This is a genomic window from Candidatus Hydrogenedentota bacterium, assembly GCA_019695095.1.
In the GTDB taxonomy this organism is placed as follows: Bacteria; Hydrogenedentota; Hydrogenedentia; order Hydrogenedentales; family SLHB01; genus JAIBAQ01.
The window spans coordinates 20,160-44,190 of the sequence record JAIBAQ010000029.1 but is presented as its reverse complement, the minus strand read 5'-3'; the positions used below and the strand labels follow the sequence as shown (position 1 = coordinate 44,190).

General features: G+C 58.2%; 17 protein-coding genes. 13 read left to right on the top strand and 4 right to left on the bottom strand.

Annotation, left to right across the window (positions count from 1 at the left end; all coding sequences use genetic code 11):
* From K1Y02_07335 to K1Y02_07310, 6 genes are all read left to right on the top strand, one after another.
* Positions 1 to 1,058 (top strand): Gfo/Idh/MocA family oxidoreductase (locus K1Y02_07335; protein ID MBX7256160.1); only part of this gene is annotated, 1,058 nt, incomplete at its 5' end.
* A 177-nt stretch (positions 1,059 to 1,235) separates the two neighbouring features.
* Positions 1,236 to 1,934 carry a DUF1080 domain-containing protein gene (locus tag K1Y02_07330; protein MBX7256159.1) on the top strand — a complete coding sequence of 233 codons (699 nt, stop codon included), beginning with the start codon at positions 1,236 to 1,238 and terminating at the stop codon, positions 1,932 to 1,934.
* 109 nt (positions 1,935 to 2,043) lie between these two features.
* Complete coding sequence (locus K1Y02_07325; protein MBX7256158.1) at positions 2,044 to 3,306, top strand: Gfo/Idh/MocA family oxidoreductase; 1,263 nt, start codon at positions 2,044 to 2,046, stop codon at positions 3,304 to 3,306.
* A gap of 30 nt (positions 3,307 to 3,336) precedes the next feature.
* Entirely contained in the window at positions 3,337 to 4,050 is a 714-nt protein-coding gene (locus K1Y02_07320; GenBank protein ID MBX7256157.1) for a C39 family peptidase, read from the top strand.
* Positions 4,051 to 5,526, top strand: coding sequence for a RimK family protein (locus tag K1Y02_07315; GenBank protein MBX7256156.1), 1,476 nt, complete (start codon positions 4,051 to 4,053; stop codon positions 5,524 to 5,526).
* On the top strand, positions 5,523 to 6,767 hold the full coding sequence (locus tag K1Y02_07310; protein MBX7256155.1) for a glutamate--cysteine ligase: 1,245 nt from the start codon (positions 5,523 to 5,525) through the stop codon (positions 6,765 to 6,767). Before K1Y02_07315 ends, K1Y02_07310 begins: the two co-directional genes overlap by 4 nt.
* A gap of 159 nt (positions 6,768 to 6,926) precedes the next feature.
* On the opposite strand, the gene K1Y02_07305 is transcribed toward K1Y02_07310, so the two are convergent.
* The gene (locus K1Y02_07305) at positions 6,927 to 8,516 is read right to left on the bottom strand and encodes a YihY family inner membrane protein (GenBank protein ID MBX7256154.1); all 1,590 of its coding nucleotides are present in this window, start codon (positions 8,514 to 8,516) and stop codon (positions 6,927 to 6,929) included.
* A gap of 231 nt (positions 8,517 to 8,747) precedes the next feature.
* On the opposite strand from K1Y02_07305, the gene K1Y02_07300 reads away from it, so the two are divergent.
* The 7 genes from K1Y02_07300 (at position 8,748) to K1Y02_07270 (ending at position 18,977) form a co-directional block, all read left to right on the top strand.
* Positions 8,748 to 10,214 carry a sialate O-acetylesterase gene (locus K1Y02_07300; protein ID MBX7256153.1) on the top strand — a complete coding sequence of 489 codons (1,467 nt, stop codon included), beginning with the start codon at positions 8,748 to 8,750 and terminating at the stop codon, positions 10,212 to 10,214.
* Between the two features lie 382 nt (positions 10,215 to 10,596).
* On the top strand, positions 10,597 to 11,406 hold the full coding sequence (locus K1Y02_07295; protein MBX7256152.1) for a hypothetical protein: 810 nt from the start codon (positions 10,597 to 10,599) through the stop codon (positions 11,404 to 11,406).
* Between the two features lie 109 nt (positions 11,407 to 11,515).
* Positions 11,516 to 15,466, top strand: coding sequence for a hypothetical protein (locus K1Y02_07290; protein MBX7256151.1), 3,951 nt, complete (start codon positions 11,516 to 11,518; stop codon positions 15,464 to 15,466).
* Between the two features lie 174 nt (positions 15,467 to 15,640).
* Complete coding sequence (locus K1Y02_07285; GenBank protein ID MBX7256150.1) at positions 15,641 to 16,258, top strand: hypothetical protein; 618 nt, start codon at positions 15,641 to 15,643, stop codon at positions 16,256 to 16,258.
* Positions 16,248 to 16,607: a transcriptional regulator gene (locus K1Y02_07280; GenBank protein ID MBX7256149.1), complete on the top strand. Its 360-nt coding sequence runs from the start codon at positions 16,248 to 16,250 to the stop codon at positions 16,605 to 16,607. Before K1Y02_07285 ends, K1Y02_07280 begins: the two co-directional genes overlap by 11 nt.
* A gap of 61 nt (positions 16,608 to 16,668) precedes the next feature.
* Positions 16,669 to 17,439: a di-trans,poly-cis-decaprenylcistransferase gene (locus tag K1Y02_07275; GenBank protein ID MBX7256148.1), complete on the top strand. Its 771-nt coding sequence runs from the start codon at positions 16,669 to 16,671 to the stop codon at positions 17,437 to 17,439.
* Positions 17,440 to 17,453: 14 nt separating this feature from the next.
* Positions 17,454 to 18,977, top strand: coding sequence for a DUF4173 domain-containing protein (locus K1Y02_07270; GenBank protein ID MBX7256147.1), 1,524 nt, complete (start codon positions 17,454 to 17,456; stop codon positions 18,975 to 18,977).
* Between the two features lie 26 nt (positions 18,978 to 19,003).
* On the opposite strand, the gene K1Y02_07265 is transcribed toward K1Y02_07270, so the two are convergent.
* From K1Y02_07265 to K1Y02_07255, 3 genes are all read right to left on the bottom strand, one after another.
* Positions 19,004 to 21,457: a hypothetical protein gene (locus K1Y02_07265; protein ID MBX7256146.1), complete on the bottom strand. Its 2,454-nt coding sequence runs from the start codon at positions 21,455 to 21,457 to the stop codon at positions 19,004 to 19,006.
* A 364-nt stretch (positions 21,458 to 21,821) separates the two neighbouring features.
* Entirely contained in the window at positions 21,822 to 22,928 is a 1,107-nt protein-coding gene (locus K1Y02_07260) for a Gfo/Idh/MocA family oxidoreductase (protein MBX7256145.1), read from the bottom strand.
* A gap of 5 nt (positions 22,929 to 22,933) precedes the next feature.
* On the bottom strand, positions 22,934 to 24,010 hold the full coding sequence (locus tag K1Y02_07255) for a Gfo/Idh/MocA family oxidoreductase (GenBank protein ID MBX7256144.1): 1,077 nt from the start codon (positions 24,008 to 24,010) through the stop codon (positions 22,934 to 22,936).
* Positions 24,011 to 24,031: the final 21 nt, after the last annotated feature.

The window sequence follows — 24,031 nt, the reverse complement described above, 5'->3', positions numbered from 1 at the left end:
AAGTCATTGCGGATAAGGACGTGGATGCGGTCGTGGTCGTTACGCCGGATCACTGGCACACGGTGCCGACGTTGATGGCGATTGACGCGGGCAAGGACGTGTATTGCGAAAAGCCCTTGTGCGCGACCATCGAAGAGGCCAATACGCTGCGTGACAAGATCAAGTCTTCGAAGCAGGTGTATCAGTCGGGCACGATGCAGCGCAGCGGCAAGTATTTCCAGGAAGCGGTCGATATGATCCAGAAGGGGTATATCGGCAAGGTTGGGCGCGTGGAGTGCTGGAACAACGACTGGTCGAAGGTGGAAGGCATTGGCAATCCGACCGACCCGAAGCCGGATTGGTTGGATTGGGATCGATACATTGGCTGGACGCCGAAGGTCGAGTACAACAAGAACCGGTATATCTACAATTTCCGCTGGTTCACGGATTATTCGGGCGGGAAGATCACGGACTGGGGCACGCACCTGCTCGACATCGCGATTTGGGCCATGGGCCAGGATAAGGACATCAAGACGGTCACGGGCGCGGGCGGCAATTTCGTGTTGAAGGATAACCGGACAACGCCGGACACGCTGGATGTGGTGTGGGAGTTCGAGGACTATTCGTTGAGCTTCTCGAACCGCGCGTGGAATCCGGATTGGGTGGAGAAGAGCCCGGGACATGGAATTTTCTTCCACGGGACGTTGGGGAGCATGCGCGTGGACCGGAAGGGCTATCAGGTGTTCCCGTTCCGCGACAACGGCGGGTGCGAACCTGTTCTCAAGAACGACGCCGCCGAGGGCGACATGAACAATGGCCACTGGGCAAACTTCGCGGATTGCGTGCGTTCGCGCCAAGCGCCGATCTGCAATATCGACGTCGCGTATCGCACGGCGCTGATTTGCTTGACGGGTAAGTGCGCGTATCTCAGCGGCGCGAAGTTGAAGTGGGACCCGAAGACAGTCAAGTTCACGGGCGGCGATGCCGAGGGTGTCAAGATCGCGAATGAGTGGGCGTACCGTCCGTATCAGAATGGCTGGTCGTTGAAGGCGCCGTATTTTGAGGGTTGGAAAGCCTAAGGTGAAGAATTTTGGATTTTAGATTTTGGATTTTGGATTGAGTTAGTTGCGTACTGGCGGCCTCGCGATGTGGGGCCGCCAGTCTTCAAAATGGCATATTCGGCTGGAAAGCAAGGGCCGGAGTCTCTGATTCGCGGCATGGCGCACACGGCCGGCAATTGGCACAAGGGGGTTGGTATGAAGAAAACAGTCGTTGTTTTTGCGCTTATGCTCGGGTTCATGGCGATGGTTCAGGCGCAGGAAAAACCGGATTATGTGGCGCAGGGGATTCTCACGGCGGATGAGGCGAAGGACGGATTTGTTCCGCTGTTTAACGGCAAGAATCTCGATGGCTGGTGGATTCGCGGCACGAACAAAGAAGCGTATCAGGCAATAGACGGCAAGATACTCGTGACGGGGAAAGAGGGCGGCGATTGGATGTTCACAAACGAAGAGTACGACAACTTCGTTCTTCGTTATGAATACCGTTGCGTGTCCGGCGAAGGCAACTCGGGTGTTGGCATTCGCGCGCCCAAGGTAGGCAATCCCGCGTTTGACGGATTTGAGATTCAGGTGCTGCGTCCTGGTTGGCCGACGCCGTATCAGCGGGCGTGTTCGTTGTACGCGGTGCAACCGGTGAAGGTGGAAGCCGACAAACCGTTTGGCGAATGGAATACGGTTGAAGTCATGGCCGACGGCCCACGAATCAAGACCATCCTTAATGGCCAGGAAGTCTATGACGTGAAGGTCACTGACTTCACGAAGGACACCGTAAAAGAGGAATGGCAGAAGCCTGCAGATAACCGCCCGGCAAAGGGGTATATCGGTCTGCAGAGCCATTCGGATTCGGTGGAGTTCCGTAATCTGCGGATTAAGACGCTTCCGGCTAAGAAGTAAGTAGAAGACTCTATGGGTCGTATGGGACCTATGGGTCCGATGGGTTGATTGACTACGTGCAGTAAACAGGTCGGCGGCGACCGAGTGCGGTTGTCTGGTAGAGGATACGATGAAGCAAACCGGAATCACGCGACGGAAGTTCATCTCGCTTTCGGCGGCGTTGGCGGCGGGTGTTGCGGCAGGCGCGCCGAGGGCCGCCGCGCGCACATTGGGCGCGAATGACCGGATACGCTTGGGCATCATTGGGATGGGCAACCGCGGTATGCAGTTGCTTCGCGAAGCGACGGCCAAGAGCGCGTCGCTGAACGTCCGCGTGGCGGCGGTGTGCGACATCTTCGAGCCGCGCAAGCTGCGCGCACAAGCCGCGAGCGGCGGAGAACTGCTGCATCGCTGGCAGGATCTCGTTGAACGTCCGGATATCGATGCGGTCGTAATCGCAACGCCAGATCATTGGCATGCGCCTATCGCGATTGCGGCGATGCAGTCAGGCAAGGACGTGTACTGCGAAAAGCCAATGGCGCACAGCATCGAGGAGGCCAGGGCGTTCAGGGACGCCGCAGCCACCACAAAACGTGTTGTGCAGATCGGGTCGCAATCGGCATCGGAGCCTCAGTGGCATGCGGCGCATGAGATTGTTGCGTCGGGGAAGCTGGGACCGATTCTGTGGAGTCAGGAGAATTACCGTCCACGCGCGGCGCAGGCGCAGGTAGCGCAGGATTTCCGCGATGTGACTCCGGCGACTTTGGATTGGGACGCATTCGTGGGTTCCGCGGAGAAGCGCCCATTCACCGAAGACCGATATTTGGGATGGCGCAAGTATTGGGACTACAGCGGCGGCGTCGCGACCGATCAGCATTACGAGAAGCTGGCCGGTTTGATGGTCGCCCTCGGGGCGGAGTTCCCGGTTCGCGTGTCGGCGGCGGGCGGTGTGTATGCGCAGGATGGTCGCGAGGCGCCGGACTCGTTTGTGGTAACTTGCGAGTTTCCCAACAGCCGCACGGTGGTTCTTGCGTCGTCGGCAGCAAGCGCAGGGGAGTTGCCGGCGGTCATTCGTGGGCGTGAGGCGACGATGTACGTAGCCGAAAGCGGCCTTACCATCGAGGCCGAGTACGAATTTCGCAAGGACGTGCAAGCGCGGTTTGGCCAGGAACGGGGCATCGAGCTCCCCGCGGGCGAACGGGAAGAGCACTTCGACAATTGGGTTCGATGCATCCGTACGCGCGAGAAGTGCGTGTGTGATGAAGAGATGTCTTACAGGACGATGGTGGCTATCGGGATGGGGGTCGAGGCATTCAAGCAAGGCCGCACGCTTTATTTCGATCCGGCCACGGAGCAAGTTGTCTTAGGCCGTGCGCACCATCGCGTGGCATAACTTGGATGGAACACATATCTGAATCAGGCGATGAACAGCGCGACGCATCTTGAAATACTTCCGCAGCCCGACGACACAACATGCGGACCGACATGTCTGCATGCTGTATATCATTATTTTGGGGACGATATAGAGCTCGACCAGGTCATCAAAGAGACTCCCAGCCTGGAAGAAGGCGGCACGCTGGCATCGCTGTTGGCGGGTCATGCGTTGCGCCGGGGGTACGATGTGTCGCTCTATTCGTACAACCTGCGCATATTCGATCCGACGTGGCAGTCGCTTCCGCCGGTCGCTCTGATTGACAAGTTGGAGAGCCGGCTGCATTACTCGCGCTCGGAGAAGCGCAAGAAGGCGGTGCGCGCGTACATCGATGTATTGAAGCTTGGAGGGCGCGTCCTCTTTGAGGAGCTGACGGTAAGCCTTCTGGAGCGAATCCTCACTCAATCGACACCGGTGTTGACGGGATTGAGTTCGACGTATTTGTACCAGTGTCCGCGCGAATACGGGCCGAAGAACGAGTGGGACGATATTCGCGGGGATCCCCAAGGGCATTTTGTGGTCCTGTGCGGGTACGATTCGGATCACAGAGAAGTGCTGGTGGCCGATCCGTTGGAACCAAATCCGTTTGCGAAGGATCACTTCTATTCGGTTAGTATTGATCGGGTGCTGTGCGCTATCTTGCTGGGCGTCCTGACCTACGACGGAAACTTGCTGCTCATCGAGCCAAAGGCCAACAAGAGCTGAATGTCGGTTCTTATAGTCGTTAACAAACCCCGCAATTGGCCCCTGAAGATTTCGGGATGCGAAGTCGTTGCCGCGCGGGATTATCTGACCGACCCCAAGTACTACCGCTTGCGGGGCGCGCGGGTGTTCAATCTGTGCCGGACGTACCGGTATCAGAGCACGGGGTACTACGTGTCGTTGTTGGCGACGGCGCGAGGGCACAAGCCCCTGCCGAGCATCGAAACGATTCAGGACATCAAGACGGCAGCCATCATCCGGCTGGCATCGGACGAACTGGACGAGCTGATTCAGAACAGTCTGAAGCACATTCACTCCCACGAATTCACGCTGAGCATCTATTTCGGGCGCAACGTGGCCAAGCGTTACGATAAGTTGGCCGGGTACATTTTCCGTTTGTTCCAGTGTCCGCTAATGCGCGCCAACTTCGTGCACACGGAAGATGAAGGGTGGCAGTTGCGCAGTTTGCGCGTTATTTCCGCTAACGAGATTCCGGAGACGCATCATCCGTTCGTCATCGAACTCGCGACGGACTATTTCCGTCGGTATCGTGCTGGAACGACATGGCGTACGCAATCGCGCTATGACATCGCGATTCTCCACAGCACAACAGAATCCGATCCGCCTTCGAACGAACGCGCGCTGAACAAGTTCATCAAGGCGGCGCGGGAACTCGACATGGACGCGGAGTTGCTGGAGAAAGACGATTACGGTTCGTTGCCGCAGTACGATGCCTTGTTCATACGCGAGACGACGCTTGTTGATCACCACACCTACCGTTGGTCGCGCAGGGCATTTGCGGAGGGAATGGTGGTCATCGACGATCCGGATTCTATCGTCAAATGCGGCAACAAAGTGTATTTGACGGAACTGCTCGATCTGCACCGGGTGCGCATCCCGAAGACATTGATTGTGCACAAGGCCAATGTCGAAGACATCATTCCGAAAATAGGTCTTCCGTGCATTCTGAAAAAGCCCGACAGCTCGTTTTCGCTCGGAGTCTATAAGGCGGCGGACGAGGCAAGCCTTCACGACAAAGTCGAAGAGCTGTTGTCGGAATCGGATTTGGTGTTGGCGCAGGAGTTCTTGCCGACGCCATACGATTGGCGCGTGGGGATACTTGACGGGAAACCGCTGTATGTGTGCCGGTACTACATGGCCGAGAATCATTGGCAGATTCAACGCACGGACCAGGTCGGCAAGAAACACTACGGCAAGGTGGACACACTGCCCGTGAGCGAAGCGCCGGCGCAGGTCGTCAGCACCGCGTTGCGCGCGGCAAAACTCATCGGAAACGGATTCTACGGCGTCGATCTCAAGGAAAGCGGGCGGCGCACATACGTCATCGAGGTAAACGACAACCCCAGCGTTGAAGCCGGGTTCGAGGATCGCGTGCTGAAAGACGAATTGTACCTCAAGGTCATGGAGGTCTTTCTGCGGCGCCTTGAGAAACTCACGGAAGCAAGACCCGAAAAATGACTTCTCCCCTTTGCCTGCATTTATTCAAGGGCTATGGCGTCGAATTGGAGTACATGATCGTCGACCGCGAGACGCTTTCGATTTTGCCGATTGCCGATCGCCTGCTGGCGGCTGCCGCGGGCGAAGGCGCCGAAAGCGGTCCGGAAATATCGGTCGATCGGGGTCTCTTAAGCTGGTCGAACGAGTTGGCGCTGCACGTCGTGGAATTGAAGACGACGAATCCAGTCTCCGCGTTGGATGGCGTGTATAAGACGTTTCAGGAGCAGATTGTCGAGATAGACAGTCTGCTCCAGCCGCTGAACGCGCGGCTGATGCCGACGGCGATGCATCCGTGGATGGATCCGCTCACGGAGACGCGCCTGTGGCCTCACGAGAACATGGAGATCTACAACGCTTTTGACCGGATCTTCGGGTGTCAGGGGCACGGCTGGTCGAATCTGCAGAGCGTGCATCTTAATCTGCCGTTTGCGAACGCGGACGAGTTTGGGCGGCTTCATGCGGCGATACGCATGCTGATGCCGGTTATGCCTGCGTTGGCAGCAAGTTCGCCTGTGTTCGAACTGATGGCGGGCGAGTTTCTAGACAATCGCATGGAGGCGTACCGGGGCAACTGCGCGAAAGTGCCTTCGGTGACGGGTCGTGTGATCCCGGAGGCGGTGTTCTCGCCCGAAGCCTACGAGAGAGAGATCTTGCAGCGGATGTACCGGGACATTGCGCCGTATGATTCCGAGGGCACGTTGCAGGAGGAGTGGTTGAATGCGCGCGGAGCGATCGCGCGATTCGATCGCAACACGATCGAAATTCGCGTGCTGGACATTCAAGAATGTCCGCAGGCCGATCTGGCCATAGTGACGGCAATCGCGGACGTGTTGCGTGCATTGTGTGAAGAGCGATTCCTTTCGTACGCGGAACAGAAGACGTGGGACGTGGAACCGCTCTTTGCGATCCTGCAGGCCGCAGTTTGCGATGCGGAGTCGGCGGTGATCACGAATCGGCACTATCTGAGTGCGTTCGGATTGGATACTGCTTCAGCCACCGCCGGTGAGCTGTGGCAGCACCTGTTTGAGTCCGTGCTCACCGACGCGTCCCCCGAGGTTATGATTCCCTTGAATCGTATTGCGCAGAAGGGGTCACTAGCCCGTCGAATATTACGCGCGTTGGATGGAGATTTATCGCGGCTGCGTGTGAAAGAGGTCTATGGGAAGCTGTGCGAGTGCCTGGCGGCGGGCGAGATGTTTTAGGGGAGAGCACACGGACGAGCGCCGGACGCAGTGGAGACCTTCGGTCGTAAGAGTGGCGCGGTCAGGAGACCACGCCACAGCACGGACTGACACGGACTGACACGGACTGACACGGGCGGGCATGGGCGGGCACGGACATCCTGGAGTCAGTGGCGAGTGTTATGAAACCGGTTGCGTGTTTCCGGATTGATCTTCGAGTTCTTCGGGAGCTTCCTCATCATCCAGCGCGATAAGCGGCAAGGGCGGATTGAACCGGTGAATCAGGTCGGACATGTTCGCACGAAGGGGTACCGATTCCGCCGCGGAGACCTCTTCCAACAGGGGACGCAGAAGTTCATCCTGGCGTAGCGCGGAAGGTTCGCGTCCGGCTTCGCGAAGCGAATGGACGACGTCTCCGATGGTGATCTTGTGGATGGAGCGCGCGGGCGCGTAGGTCACCGGCTCCGTGCCGCAGCGGCGCACGAGTCCGGCATCTTCAAGCAGGTCGAGGGTCTGGTTTATCAGGCGCGTGGGGACGTTCCAGTCTTCGGCCGCTTCCGAAACGGACATACCGGGTTCGCCGGCATCGAATCGTCGGCACACTTCGACCATCGCGCGGAGTCCCACGGCTTCGCGATAGGCGTGGCTCGCGCCCGCGGCGTGGCGTTCCATCGCGAAGGTCTTTTCGTTCTGGTAGGCGAACGTCAGTTCGGCGCCGAAGAGCAGGATGATCCAACTGATGTGAATCCACATGAGCAAGAGCGGGAATAGCACGAAGCTTGAGTAGATGAGGCTGTTGCGGCTCACGCCGATCTGGAGTTCGACGTATGCCCACGAGGTGAGGCACCACATCGTGCCCGCCACGACCCCTCCGAGTAATGCGTAGCGCCACATCACCTTTGTGTTGGGCACCATCGCGTAGAGCACGGCAAAGGCAAGCCATATGACGATGTATTGAATGCCTCGAAGACCGTAGGCGAGGATTCCGAGGCGTTCTGCCAGGGGTCCGCTTGTCAGCACAGCGGTGACACTCAAGACGCCCGCCACGAGGAACGGGAGCAAGATCACGACCATCATGTAATCGCTGAAGATGCGGTACCAGGAGCGGGTGGACTTCAGGCCCCAAATTGCATTGAAAGCCGACTCAATATTCCACATGAGTCCAAACACCGTGGCAAGGACGAAGAATATGCCCAAGGTTCCCATGGCGCGCAGATCCACGCCTTGCTGAGCTCTCTGAACGATCCATGCGACGGGGTCGGCGGCTTTGTCGCTGGGTAGTTCGTTCTTCAGTTCGGGAAAGACCCACTCGACGAGCATATTGGCAACTCGTTCGTTGAGCATTTTGGCGGCTCGCTCGTTGGGGTCCAGGGTATCCGCGGACTTCTCGCCGCCGGTTTCCTGAGAAGGCAACAGTGACTGAGGTTGGGAGTCTAAAGTGGTCACAACCGGTTGAGCTCGGCTCTCTTCGAGCATGGAGACAACGAAGTTCGATATGTCGGCTCCGAGGTTCAGTTCCTGGATCACGAAGAAGATGATGGCCAAAAACGGCACTATGGAGAGCGTTGTTGTGAAAGTGAGCGCGGCGGCGCGCAGGAGCAGCGCGCCTTGGAGCAGGTTTTGCATAAGCAAAATGATGACGCGCACCTGCTTGATGATGAATCCGTGGGGAATCTGCTCGCCGGGACGGCCGATGTACCAGATATCGTGGGTAACGAACCGGCGTCCCCGTTCAAGAGAATCGAATGCGCGTTTTATGAAATCTCCCATGCGGACATGCTACACCGCGTGCGGCATCGCGGGCAAAGAAACGAGTTGACCGTACCCGCCCGCAGAGCGATACAATGCTCTTCTGACTGGCGTGGCGGGCCGTGGCCCGCGCGTCCTTAACCGGGAAAGGGAACGGAAATGCGGGGAATCCTCATTGCTTTATGCGTGCTTGGCGCTGGCTGCGCCACATTTCAGCCGAAAGCCGCGACAACTGAAATCACTTTGCCGTCAATGTTCTGCGACCACATGGTTGTGCAACAGCAGAAACCGGTCATGGTGTGGGGCAAGGCCGCACCGAAAGCGAAGGTCCAAGTAACGCTGGCCTCCAGGTCTGCCAGCGTGCGTGCTGACGAGACTGGGGCGTGGAAGGTGGCTCTGGAGCCTATGACGGCTGGAGGTCCCTACGACTTGACAATTAAGTCTCGCCGGGCAACGGCGGTCATCCACGATGTGCTCGTGGGTGAGGTGTGGGTGTGCTCGGGGCAGTCCAATATGGAATGGCCCGTTTCGCTCGTGAACAATGCCGAGAAAGAAATCGCCGAGGCCAACCATCCCGAGGTGCGATTGTTCACGGTGGCAAAGAAAGTTTCCGGCGAGCCGTTGGATGGGTGTTCGGGGTCGTGGGCATTGTGTTCGCCTGAGACGGTCAAGGATTTCTCGGCCGTGGGGTATTTTTTTGGCCGCAGGCTAAATGAGATCCTTAAAGTGCCTGTTGGCTTGATCGATTCCTCGTGGGGCGGGACGCCGGCAGAAGCGTGGACCAGCCGTCCGACCTTGGAGGCCGACCCCGATCTCGACGTCATCGTGAAGCGATGGGACGATACGATCGCGAAGTATCCGGAAGCCAAGAAGCAGTACGATGCGGCGTTGGCCGAGTGGCAGAAAGCGGCGGATGAAGCGAAAGCGAAAGGCGAGGCGGAACCGAAGAAACCGGGCGAGCCGGCAGGGCCTGCTCATCCGCACCGGACTTCGGGATTGTACAACGGCATGATCAAGCCGCTTATTCCGTATGGGATTCGGGGTGCGATCTGGTACCAGGGCGAGTCCAACGCGGGCCGGGCTTATCAGTATCGCAAGCTGTTCCCTGCGATGATTCAGGATTGGCGAAAGAATTGGGGTTCGGACGAGTTTCCATTCCTGTTTGTCCAGCTTGCCAATTTCATGGAACGAAATCCGGATGCAAATGCACCATCCGCCTGGGCCGAACTGCGCGAGGCGCAGTCGATGACCCTTTCGCTCGCGAATACGGGGCAGGCGGTCATTATCGACATCGGCGAGGCGAAGGACATTCATCCGCGGAACAAGCAAGACGTTGGTGCGCGGCTGACTCAGGCCGCATGGGAGATCGTGTATCACCTGGAAGGCGCCGTTTACTCCGGACCGACCTATGAATCCATGCGAGTCGACGGCAACAAGGTTCACGTGAAGTTCAAGAATACGTTTGGCGGTCTCATGGCCAATGGCGGAGAACCGGTACGCGGTTTTGCGGTCGCCGGTGAAGACAAGAAGTTCGTGTGGGCAAACACCAAGATCGAGGGCGATGAAGTGGTAGTCTGGGCGGACGATGTCGCGAAGCCGGTGGCGGTACGCTACGGCTGGGGCGACAATCCCGATTGTACCCTCTACAACAAGCCGGGACTTCCCGCTTCTCCCTTCCGCACCGACACGTGGCCGGGGATAACCATCGAGGCGAAATAGTCTCTATTTCTGAGACCGCGACAGGCCTCAGGGCCGATTCGCACACCGTACACCATCCGCCGCCGGACCTGTACAGGTCTGGCGGCGGCGTTGTTTAGTCTCACGGGGGCGCGAGCGCCGTAGACGTCGCATTCCAGTCATCCAGCTCTCATCACCTAGAAATTATTCCTAAATTCCAGACAATGCGTGTCCAAATTTCAGAAATTGGACATTCGGCTATCGATGCGGCTTCTATCTCGAAAGCTATTAAGTCAGTGTATATCAGTCAAATAACACCCGTTTCCATCCTCGTTAACTCTTGGCGCGAGTTTTGCTATATTAGTAACGTTGGCTGCAACTTTGTCTTGAGCTGTCTGGCTGCGTCGAACAGGGAGGGTGTGTCGTGCTTTCTTCAGAGCTACCCGATTCGCGGTTTCTACACAAACCCGGGTCCTTCGTTTGGGCCGTGCGGTTGGCCGCCATCACGAGCGCGATCGTGACGGGAACTGTGGCAATCGCCCAATCCCCCGGAGAGGTCCCTCCAAGCGCGCAAGCTTCACTCGCCCGCTTCACGACTTCGTCGCACGCCGTTCTTGAGAACAAAGGTCAGGTTGCCGATCCTGTCAAATTCTATATGCCAGGAACACGATCGGTACTGTTCTTCACTCCTTCTGAAATCGTTCTCAATGTGACGCCGATTAGAGGAAGGGCCACTGACTCTGATGAAGATAGACCGAACTCGCAGCAAGGAACCGGAGTAGGACTTGTCGTTCGCATCCAGTTTGATGGTGCAAAACTGCATCCCTCCCTGGAAGGGATCGATGAGCAGAAGGGGAAGGCCAATGTGGTTCGCCCGAACGGGGAGAACCCAGAGGCGCTGAAAGACATTCGGCGGTATGGGGGCGTTGTCTATCACGACGTCTTTCCCGGCATCGATCTGGAGTGCCGGGCGGGGAAAGATGGTCTTCAAAGGACGCTTGTGCTTGACCAGGGCGCGAAATTGGACCGCGTTCGCTTCAAGTACGATGGTGTCGAGAATATGCGGATGGGTGACGGCGGACAGCTTGAGTTGTTGACAGCCATTGGTGTGATTCAGGAGTCGCCCGTCTATGTCCGTTACAAGAGCGATCCCACAGGTATAGGTCCAGTTATGGCCCGCTATACGTTGCAGGGGGGCTCTTCGGTTGGTGTCGATATCGGTAAAGACAAGTAGGGTTGTCTTTGGCTCATCTTCTGAGTTTATGGGCGTTGCGTTCGGCCCATGATTGATAGCGGTTTCTTTGGAAGACTATGACTTTTCATCAAACGGCGGGGAGGTAGCAATGAAGCCAAAAGTACGATTGGGCAGTTGGATCATAGCACTGATTTTTTCACCGATAATCGCATACGCACAGAATCCAGACGCCCTTTCTTGGAGCACCTTCCTGGGAGGATCCGCGGAAGAAGTCAATCAGGGTATTGTGGTCGACTCTTCCGGATACGTGTGGGTCTATGGAATTACGCTTTCGACCGACTTTCCCGTGACTGCCGGCGCGTATCAGCCGACGAACCATGGAGGATCAGGCAACAATGGGTCGCCGTGGGTGGGAGATGGTTTCATCACCAAGCTCAATCCGGCGACAGGCGACGTCCTTTTCTCGACCTATCTTGGGGGTTCGGGAGACGAGGAGTTGGACAAGGTAGTAATTGACAGCTTGGGCAACATCTACTGCTTCGGCTACACGGAATCGTCGGACTTTCCGGTTACGCCGGGGGCCTTTGACACCACGATCAACGGAGGCTGGGACTGGTACATTGCCAAGCTCAACCCGACGGGAACCAGCCTCGTCTTCAGCACGTTTGTGGGCGGGTCCGGCGACGATGTGACCTGGGAGAACACCTGCCTGGGAGTGGATGGTTCCGGCAACGTGTACTTTGGCGGGCACACCACTTCAACGGACCTTCCGGTTTCCTTAGGCGCCTTTCAGACCCTTAACGCTGGGGGCAATGACGGTGCGGTGGGGAAACTGTCGCCGACGGGCAACGCGCTTTCTTATTTAACGTATGTGGGTGGGTCGTCAAACGACTTGCTTCTGGGTGGGACCCTGCTTCCATCGGGCGAAATGCTGGTCACGGGCAGAACAGACAGCACAAACTTTCCGGTAACTGGCGGAGTCTTTCAGCCCACCAGTGGCGGTGCGCGCGATGTGTATCTGACGAAGATCAATGCCGGCGGGACCGCCCTAGTCTTTTCTTCGTATCTGGGCGGAACGGGTAACGACGTAGGTTGGTCCATATTGCCCGCCTCGACCGGCGATCTGTTCTGTCTGGGCATCACGCGGAGCGCCAACTTTCCGACGACATCCGGAGCCTTTGATGAGACGTACAACGGAGTCAATGACGCGTATGTCGTGAAGATCAACTCGACGGCCACAAGTGTACTCGCGAGTACGGTCGTAGGAGGGATACAGTCCGATGGCGTCGTGGGTGGCGTCGTGGACGAAAATGACAACGTGTGGTGGGGCGGCGAGACGCGTTCAACCGCCTATCCGACGACGCGGGGTGCGTACGACGTAACATTCAACGGTGGGGACAACGACTGCTACATCTCGTGCATCAATTCGTCGCTCACATCGTTGGTGTATTCCACGTTTATTGGCGGATTTGGCGTGGACTATTCCGCGCACATTGCCGTATCCGGCGGGTTCGTGTATGCGGGCGGCACGGCGTGGTCCTCGAACTTTCCGACGACGCCGGGGGCCTACGATACAACGTTCAACGGAGACGGTGTGATTACGGGAGACACGTTCGCGCTGAAGCTTGACCCGTCCACGGCGACTCGGGACACGGACAGCGATGGCATGCCGGACTGGTGGGAGAAGAAGTATTTGCTCGATCACCTGAGCAACGATGCCGGTGCGAATCCCGATGTGGACGGACTAACCAATCTTGAGGAATTCACGGAGGATACAAACCCGGTCAAGGCCGATCCGGATGGCGACGGGTTGACAGACGGCGAGGAAATCAACACGTATGGAACAAATCCGAAGCAAAAGGACTCCGATCTGGATGGGTTGACGGACCGAGAAGAGGTGATAGACCTGGATGGTGTGGCTGGTGGTGTACAGAATCCGTTCGACCCGATGAGTCCGGACACCACGGGCGATGGCGGGTCCAATAGCGGCGATAGCGTAAGCGACGGTAGCAATGACTATGATGGAGATGGGATTGCGAACAAGGTTGAATTCCGAGACGGTACCAGTCCTATCGATAATGCTTCTTTCAAACTGCATCCGGCAAAGACACTGAGCATTACAGGTGCCACGAAGATCGTCACCGGTACCACTGGGATGGCCCCATTCCAACTTGAGTGGTCGCATGATGGCACAAAGATAGCATTCGAGGACTTCGGCCCTGATGTGCGGTATGTCGTGCCTGCCGACGGTTCGACCGCTCCCGTCAGTCTGGGTACGTGCGGATTCAAGCGGGGCATCGCGTGGGGTTATGGCGATCAATCGCTTTGGCACATCCATGATGTGTATGGAGATCGCCTTGTTGAGACTCTCCTGTCTCCGAGCGTCACTTTAAATAGTTCTGGATCGATCGCTCAGATTGGCACCCCCTCTATCACCGATCGCTCAGGGACCAATTTTATCGCGTACGCTAAGGGCGACGATTGGAACATTGAGTCATTGTCCATATCGGAACAGGGACTTCTGGAGAGCATCACCGAAAAGACACGAATCACGAATATCGCGTTCAACACGGGAGAGGGCTTTTCCGAACCGCACTTCACACCGGACGGCGATCGGGTTGCTCTCGTTTACTTCCCTTCGGACGACGGCGCGATCACACGTAGCGTGGTGACACTGACGCGCGTGCTCGATACGCTGAACGGACTTGTGACTGCACCGATAGACCTTGGCGATCCGCGACTCAAGTTCGTTGATACCACCTCCGATTACAAAGTGCAACCGGTACTTACTCCAGATGGCGAGACGGTCATCTATTCCAAAGATGTCACGGGAACATTTAATGCGTACACCTCGAATTTTGGGTCAACCAACTTCGAAATTGCCTATGCACCCGCCGACGGAAGCGGCTCGGTGACGGTGATTCCCGCCGCGGGTAATCAGGGCATCGCGCGGGTATCCAGCGGCGGTGCGCGTATCGCGTACATCGACGATTCGGCGCACGGCGCAAACGGTTCCGCGTTTGATATCTTCACAGCGCGCCTGGAGGCGGCCACGCTGGTACCGGGTGTGCCCGCGCCGGCCGATCAAAACGGCGCAGGCAACGACGGTGTAAACGATGTGGTAACCGACAATGACACGGTTGTGAGTGATGTTTCGAACACCGTTGTCGACATTCCGGCAAACACGGTCATCGACTTTCCGCCGGCGGTGCCGCAGGAGATAAGCATCAGCACACCCACGGATCCGGTTCCTCCCGAGCAATTGCCCGCAGGTGTGGACAAGATGACCATCGTACGCGACTTTGGCCCCGATGGAACGACATTCTCTCCGCCGCTGTCCGTGACCATCGCCTATACAGAAGCGGAGTTGAATGGGGCGAGCGAGGCGACGCTGACGGTATACCTGTACAACTCGGGCACATTGAAGTATGAACCCATTCCGCCAGGAGACATTCTGGCGCACGACACGGATCTGAACACGATTACCTTTAAGGTTGACCACTTCTCGCTGTATGGGATTGGCGGTCCGGTAGACACAGACGGAGACGGTACCACGGACGATATCGATACGGATGACGATAATGACGGAGTTCTGGATGGCTCCGACTCGTTCCCCCTGGATACAGACGATGACGGTATCGTCAACGACACCGATCCTGACGATGACTCCGACGGTGTGCTGGATAATAGCGATCCGAGCCTTCTAGACACAGATAACGACGGAACGGCCAATGTATCCGACACCGACGACGATGGGGATAGCATAGTGGACACGTCCGATTCGTTCCTGTTCGACAGGGACAATGACGGGCAGCGGAATGACGTGGATTCGGATGACGACGGCGACGGAATCCTGGACAGCGTTGAAGGGGTGGGCGATCCGGATGGCGACCTGATCCCGAATCTGCTAGACCTGGATTCGGACGCAGATGGATTCTCCGATTCCGAGGAGAATCTGGCTGGCTCCGATCCGTATTTGAACTCAAGTACGCCGATGGATTCGGTTCCCGTGGGCTACGCGTCAACTCTGGTAGTGCTGTTGTGCGTAGGGACTGGAGTATTCATTCGCGCACGGAGACGCAGGGGATTCCAGGCGTAGCCGAGGCGGGTTAGCGCGACAGGGTGCGGGGTGGCGGAAGGCGATAGCCTTTGCCACCCCGCAATTTTTGTGACGTAAGCGTACGGATACGCGTGCTGCCAGGCGGGTCACGCGCAACATGCTTGGCGGCGCAAAGTACTTGACATCTACGTGCAATACCGGTAAACTTCTCGTATGAGTGCAGCGCAGCCGACACGACACGAACCGTCTTCCGAGCCTGTGCAGTTGCACGTGCATGCGATGGACAATTTGCGTTTCATCCGCGAGACCATGGAGCGATCGACGTCGTTTACCGCGTTTCCCGGTTGGGGTACGGTCGCCATGGGGTGTGTGGCGTTTGCAGGCACGGGTGTTGCCTTGGTGATGTCCACGCCTGAATTGTGGCTGGCGGCATGGCTCGCGACGGCGTTTATTGCGATGGCAATTGGCGTCGTCACAATGGTCCTGAAGGCGCGCCGGATCGATGAGTCCATCTTTGCGGGCCCCGCGCGGCGATTTGCGCTGGGGATGCTCCCGACCTTGAGTTGCGGGTTGATTCTCACCGTTGTGTTTGCGCCCCTGAATCTGCATCCCCTGATGCCCCCCATGTGGCTGCTTCTCTACGGTGCAGCGGTCATGGCGGGCGGGGCCTTCAGTGTTCGAATACTTCCGGTCATGGGTGCTTTCTTCATGGCATTCGGAATTGCGGCGTTTGTGTCGCCTCCGCATTGGGGCGATGCGTGGATGGCCGCGGGGTTTGGCGGGCTCAATGTCCTTTTCGGACTGCTGATCGCGAGGAAACATGGCGGCTAGAGACAATACGGCAAAGAAAACGCGCGCGGCTTCCGGTCCCACCGAACCCGTCGAGGCGGTGGAATTTGACCGGATCATTCATGAGCGGTTGCGCCTGGCAATCGTGAGCGCGCTGGCCGTCAATACGTCAATGTCCTTTTCGGACCTCAAGCGTATTCTGAAGACCACCGACGGGAATCTGAGCGTTCATACGCGCAAGCTGGAGGACGCCGGCTATATCTCGTGCAAAAAACATTTTGAGGGGCGGGTGCCAAAGACCGAGTTCCAACTGACGGCTCTGGGGCGGAAAGCGCTCGAAAAACACCTGAGCCATATGGAAGCGCTTATTCGTCGCGTGCGAGAAGGATGAAACCCGTTCTCTTTTTTTGGGATTAAACTTTGTATTGCAAAGTAATTTACACAACGAGAGGATGCCTGATATGGGACCACGATCTACGCAACCGGGGCGCAGTTCCCTTCACGTAGCGATCATCATGGACGGGAACGGCCGTTGGGCCGAAGCGCGAGGCCTGCCTCGTTGGGAGGGGCACCGCGCAGGCGTCACATCGGTGCGCCGTATTGTGGAGGCTGCGCCCGGCCACGGCATTGACTTGCTCACGCTGTACGCCTTCTCTTCGGACAATTGGAGCCGTCCTCCTGAGGAGGTGGCAAACCTGCTGGGCCTCATCGGGGAATTCCTTGAATCCGAGCGGGCCTCGTGCATCGAACAGGGTGTTCGATTGCGTGTAATCGGATCGCGTGCGCGTCTGGGTGAGCCGTTGCGCCACGCCATAGCCGCTGCCGAGACTGCGACGCATGCGGGCCGCACGATCGAGCTTCGTATCGCCCTCGATTACTCATCCCGTGACACGATTCTTGCGGCGACACGACGGTTGGCTCGAACGCGGGGCTTGACTCGGGACGATTTCGCGCAGCGGCTCAACGGTGAAGGAACGGCGCGATGCGCCCATCGCGACGTGGACCTTCTCATCCGCACGGGCGGCGAGCAGCGGCTGAGCGACTTCCTGCTCTGGGAGTGCGCCTACGCGGAACTCTTCTTCACGCCGACGATGTGGCCGGACTTCGGCCCCGGCGATTTGGCTGCCGCAATGGCGGAGTTTCGCCGGCGGCAACGGCGGTTCGGCGCGGTGCAGGCGTTACCGATTGCCGTGGGCGCGTTGACTGAACACTGGCTTCACTAAAGACAGGGGGAATCATGGACAAGCAGCCGCTTTGGAATAGGGTGTTTCGGGTGCTCGCATGTGCGGCGGCACTCGGAGTTCTGGCCGACCTATTGTTGAAGGTGGGGCCGTGGGGGCTTAATGCAGCCTTGTGGACTGCGGCATTTGCCGTAGCCGTGTGGGTGCTGTCGCGAGATTCGGATACGATAATGCCCAAGAACCGGCGCTGGTGTGTTCCACTCATCGCCTTGTTTGGAGTGATGCTTTCATGGTGGGACGCGCCCATGCTCAAGCTTCTGAATATTGCCGTTATATTCCTTTTATGCGCGACGCTTGTTCTGCGGCCTGACGTGAAGTCACTGCTGCGCACCGGATTCCTGAACTACGCGGTGGCTCTCATAGACGGCGCTCTGGGGGTCGTTGCCGGGCTGCCGTCTATGGTTACCACTGATGTTCCGCGACAAGTCCGAGGCATTCGGAATGATATGGATGACTCACAATCAGTGCTCCTGAGGCGACACGCATGGAGTGTCTCAATTGGGATGCTGATCTCGTTCCCGCTGCTTTTGATATTCGGAGCGTTATTCACCTCTGCAGACACTGCCTTTCGTGCGTGGGTCAGCGAGATCTTCCACCTCAATTGGGAGGTGCTCATCGAGCATGCGTTTACCATTGGAATTACCTCATGGGTGACTGCGGGTTACTTGTATGCCGCATTCCTGAAACGGCAAATGGCGTCGTCGCCCGAATCGGCATTACAGGGCGTGCGTCTTGACGCCCTGGCCATTCTCATTCCATTGGGGTCGCTCATCGCCCTCTTTGGCGCGTTCATCGCGATGCAAATCCCTTATTTCTTTGGCGGAAATGCGGTTGTGCAGACGGAATCCGGGCCGAGTTATGCAACGTATGCAAGGGAAGGGTTCTTTCAATTGGTGGCCGTGGCCGCGCTGGCACTGTGTGTGTTGCTTGTGGCCGATTGGCTGGGGCGAGATGCGTCTCCCCGGGGGCGCCGCGCACTGCACAGCTTCACGGCCATACTGGTGGCGTTGGTCTTCGTTGTCATGGCGAGCGCGCTGCATCGTATGGCGCTTTACACTTCGGCGTACGGGCTCACGACATTACGGTTCTATACGACCGCGTTCATGCTGTGGCTGGCAGGGGCGTTGGCGTGGTTCTTACTGGTCGTGATAAAGGGAAGACGCGAGCGGTTTCTATTCCCCGCATTGGCGTTGGCATGCGTTTTTGTGACCGTATTCAACTTCATTAACCCTGAGCGAATCATAGTGGAGGTCAATGCGTCGCGAACCGATAGCGTGGAAGCGCTCGACATCGAGTACTTGTTACGACTCAGCAATGACGCGGCCCCGGCATTGGTTGCTCTCCTGGATCGATTGCCCGAGCGAGAACGTGAGCATCTTAGAAGTGCGCTGGTGCAACGGATTGATTTCGACCCTGAAGACGCCAGGGTGCAGTACAGCCAACGGCTGGACATCGGCGGCTGGCGCGCGTGGAGTTGGTCGCGTCAGAGGGCATATGAGGCAATCTCGCGAATCCGTTAGTGACGTTGTCCACATCCGGAAGGCCGTTAGCTCGCGTCACATGACCAGACAAAGGTCTGCATTTCGGAGATGCCACCAGGCAAATCGAGCGGCAAGATGAAAGTAATATCGTAGGTGCCGTTTGACGGGTGGTATCTGGATTGCCAACAGCCCAAATCGGACGACGACAGAACAGGTATGGTCTCACCCTCATGACGCCGGTGTAAGGAAAATGGCGTATACCGCTTGAGGTTGGTGATAGTGATGGCAAGTGGACCACAGCCGCCTTCTATGCTGAAAACGCCCTTCGCTCCATGGGTCGCGCGAAGAACGACGGGGCGGGTCGAAACGACGGTGGCGGCTTCGGCAGTGACTTTCAGCGTGCCGCCCTTGGCTTCGCGATGCACCAGGCGCCAGTCGCCGCCGTATTCGCGAAGGGCTGCGGCAAAGGCGGCGTTGGGACCGTAGTAGTCTTCGGCACGTTGCGGCAGGATGACCATTTCCACCTGGGCATCCACGAAGTCTCCGGCGTTGAGCGTTGTCAGGCCTGGTGGAGGAGACAATTCGAGAATGGCGCTCGGCACTCCCCCATCTTCAGTGCCAAAGACGGCGTAGTGCGGCAGGGGAACGTCCACGCCACCAAGCCGCGCCGACCATCGGCGCACGATCATGCCGCGGTCGGCCCAGGCCCCCTGGTCGCCCTCGGCGATAAACGGCGGCGGATTCTTCTCGTTGCCCGTGATGGCCAACCAAGGGACGTCACCGATCAGCGGCTCGTGCCGTCGACTGTATTGCTTCCCACCCATCGGCGGCGTCCACGTCTCCTGAACCCCATTTAGGTTTCCCCGCGAGATCTCTTTGAAGAGATTTGTGTTGTAGTTGTCCGCGCCGAGCTGGAAGAAGGCCAGTCGAGAAAACGAGACGGGTGCGGATACGTCATACCTTAGCGTGTACAGGGCGCGCACGCAGTCATCGCTACTCCATGACTGCGTCGTGACGTGAGACTGAAGTGCGCCGCCGGGGGTCTCCCCCGAGTATCGGACCGTGGTCAGCACCGGCCCCACGGCTTCGTATTCGGTCTTCTGCCTGCCGAGAATCTGCCGCTTCCCATCCTGCTCGAGCACGAGAAAGTCCGCGCCGCCGACATTGTGTGTCCACGACCACTTGCGCTGCGGTTCCTTGCCCATGCCCCAGACCATCAAAGGCCGGATGTCATCCACCATGGAACGATTCAGGTTGATGTCGGGGTCGTAGGTGATGCTTTCCCCAAACGAGCCGATGGCGCACTCGTCCCAAAGCTGATGGGTGCCCCATCCTTCGAGGGCGAGCTGGGCATGCGAGACGGCAAAGGTTCCTCCCCATGTTGCGTAGGCAAGCCGGAACTGGAGCGCGTATTGTGCCCGGGATCCCATGTTAAGCACCGTGACTCCATCGAACCACGGGGGTTTGCAGTGCCAGTTCTTTGAAATCTGAACCGGCAGTCCGATTGGCGCACCCGACTCATCGCACAAGACAGGGGACATCCCAGTGATTCCGAAACCGCCTCGGCGCTTGCTGAACGCGAGGGGCAGAGGGAGGGTCTTTTCGGTGGGGTTTTCGGCAGACAATTGGATGCGTTCCGTGGTCCAGATGTCGGCGTTCTCTCCAAGCATGACCTGAAACCATCCGGCGGCCGGGTCGTACGTGACGAGGAGGTCCTGTGTGTACGGGGCAATCCCCGTTGCGCGCACACGCAGCGAATCCGCATCCGGAAGCTGCGAGTCCCTGGAGAGGAGGGCAAGGGAAACCGTCGCCGTCTCGCCGGGATTCAGCGAAACGAGACTGCTTTCCAGGAAGGTTTCGGCCCCTTCCTCACGCATCGACTGCGCTTCCGGCAACAGGTTTACGGCTGTCAGCGGCATGCCCGCAGTTCCTGGCGCATACCGGGCGGCAACCGCAACGTCGGCGAGGGAAGATTCCGCCGACAGTCGAAAGGTGAGCCGTGCGTGGTCTGGCCAGCAGAATGCGATCAGGTCGGCTCTTGTGTTTTCGAGGTCCTTTCCGTCGGCCGATCGAAGCGTAATGTCTCGCACTTCCACATTGACCACAAACTTGCCCATGCGCTGGATCAGGACTGATTCGGGCCGGGGGGCTCCTGCGGCCACCTGGTAGATCTTGCCGTCAATACGAACTTCAAAGCGGACCGGGGTAGCGGGGAGAGGATCCAGGATAGCGTGATTGCCCTGATGGGCCGCCTGTTGCGCGGGTAAAGTCGAGTCGATGTTCCCCGCCTTTTCAATGCAGGCCCGCGACGCATTCAGAAGAAGGGCGTACCGCATACCCTGCACGGCAAACACGATGTCACCCTGAGGATCCCGGTTGCGCCATCCGTAGGGATAGAAGCCGAACACATAATCGTCGGCGTGGGCGGCAAGCTGTGAGAATTCGGGATTTGAGTACGCGGGGATGGATGGAATCCCAAGAAGGATGCACAGTGCGAATGCACGCAACCAAGAATGCATCGGATTTTCCTCAAGCTGCCAGATCATGAGAGGTTGGCGCAGGGCGAAGTGTAGCACATTGCTGCGGGCAGCCGGAGAAGCCGGGCACACCAGAGGCACATCCAAGCGCGACGCGGAACTCAGGTGCGGTACCTGTGCGAGAACGCGCCGGGAATCGGCTGCTACAAGGCCTCAGCCACCGTGTGCAGCACAAGCAGCATCGCAAACAGCAGGATGAAGATGAGCAGGTGTCGAGCAGTCACGCCGGCCATCATAGCCAGTCTCCTTACGCGGTGCGGTCCAGGCGATACAACGTGAAGCGAGTCGCTTCGTTCAATCAGACGATCTTCGACGCCTGTGTATTCATCTATCCGCGAAAGGTCTGTCAAGTTCCCGGAAGCCGCAAAACAGTCCCGGGCGCGATGGGTTGGCGTTGTTCGGCGGAGGCAACCGCCGCAAAACAGAGCGCGAGGCTACGCAGGTTGTGCCGGGCGCTGTTGTAGGGCTCGCGATTTTCCTCGATGGCGCACAGCAGTTCGGTCATGGTTCCATGGAATCCGTTGGTAAACCAGTCGCCTTCAAGCGTGGGGGTCGCGATACCGTCGGCGGTCTGCAGTGTGACCGTCTGGGTGTTCAGATCGGGGCCGAAGCTGACAAGAGTGCCTTTCGTGCCGACGACCACGCTTCGGTCTTCCGCGCCATGGCGCGTATCTGCGTCGAATGACAACGACACTAAAGCCCCGTCGTACTCAATTTGGACCTGCGCCAGCAGATAGGGCTTGGCTCTCTGGGCAGGTGAATGGGCCGTGGAAGCAAAAATGGATAGAGGTTTTCGGTCACCCATAAAGCAGGTCACGATGTCGAACCAATGGATGGCAAAGTCGTAGAGGATGAGGTGTTTCACGTCGTTGAACGGGGTGTCGGCGGTCCAGTTGTGGTCCCAACGAAGGGCAAGGTGAATTGCGGTCACGTCGCCGATCAGCCCCGCGTCTACGGCGTGGCGCATGTAGCTGAAGTGCGGCGCCCAGCGTCCGTTCTGATTCACCGCGAGCTTACGCCCGCATTCTTCCGCCAAACCGACAAGACGGCGGCCTTCGTCAATATCCGTCACAAAGGGCTTCTGACTTAACACATGCTTACCCGCGCGCAGCGCGTCGGTGATAATCGCCGTGCGCTCAGAAGGATGTGTGGTTATGTCGACGACATCGACATCCGATCGCGCCAGCACTTCACGGTAGTCCGTAGTGCATATTCCGTCGGGGTAGTGCTCGTTACGCAATTCGTCCGCGCGCGCGGCGGCGATATCGCACAGGGCTGCAACGCGATAGCCGGCCTTGCGGTAGGCGCGAAGATGGTAGGGGGCGATTCCGCCGCAGCCGATCAATCCGATGACCGGCCGGTAACCTTCAGGGTCGCGGGGCAGATACGGCAAGTCCGGCGCGGCGACTACAGGTACATCTTGTTCGGCACGGCATTCTCGGTCTTGTGACATACGCGTCACTCCACCAAGGGAACGGTGCGCTTTTCGCGAGCGCTCAGGACGGCGGAATCCACAAGTTGCTGGCCGATGCGCGATACCGCGGGCGCGAGCGGTCCATCGAGTTCAATGTCGTTTTCGATGCAGTGGATAACGGTCTGTATGGGATCTTGGAATGGCGCGGCCAGGTGATCGACTGGCACGTCGCGGCCTTCGGGGCATTCGGCGCGTTGCAGGCGAATGGTTTGATCGTAGTCGTAGCTGCCGATGGTACCTTCGGTGCCCACGATTACGAAGCCACATTTCGGTTGTGGTTGGTGGGTCCAGGGATCGGTGAACGTGCCCCAGCGCGTCTCGAATTTCGAGAGGCCGTGCGCATAACGGGCGACGGTTACACTGTGCTCGTCGACTTCCAACCCGTGAGGTTCGTCTACGACACAAGTGACTTCGATGGGCTTGCGACCGCCTTGAAACCAGGTGCCGAGGGTGACGCCGTAGCCGAGGTAGTCCAGGAGCGATCCGCCTCCGTGGCCCTTCTTGTAGAACCAGCTCGACGGTTTCTGGCGAATCACTTCCTCGGCGCTGACCTCCACCTTGTCGGCGACGTGCCAGAGCGGGCCACGATTTCCGTTGTAGTAGTGGACTTCCAGCACTTCGCCGATAACGCCCTCATCAATGAGGCGTTTTGTGGTTCGGTGTGAAGGCCGCCACACCATCGGCCAATTGATGGCGAGCAGTTTGCCGGTGGGCGCTACCGCATCCACCATGCGGTCAGCTTCGGCCAGCGAAGCGGCGAATGGTTTTTCAATGATGATGTGCACGCCGTACTCGGCGACCTTCTCCGTCCATTCGCCGTGCCGCGCTGTCGCGGGACACAGCATCACAATGTCGGGTTTCGTCGTCTCGATGCACGCGCGGTAATCGGTGAAGACACGATCGGAAGGGATGCCGAGACTCTGGATCGTCTGCTGCATGCGCCCGGTCTCTTCGTGGCATATTCCGACTATCTCGACGTGCGGGTGCGCCTTCGCCATGCGAAGGTTGTCGCCCATGTGCATGTGATCGAAGTTGATTCCTGCAATGCGCCAGCGTTTCATACTTGTTCAAGCCTCAATCAA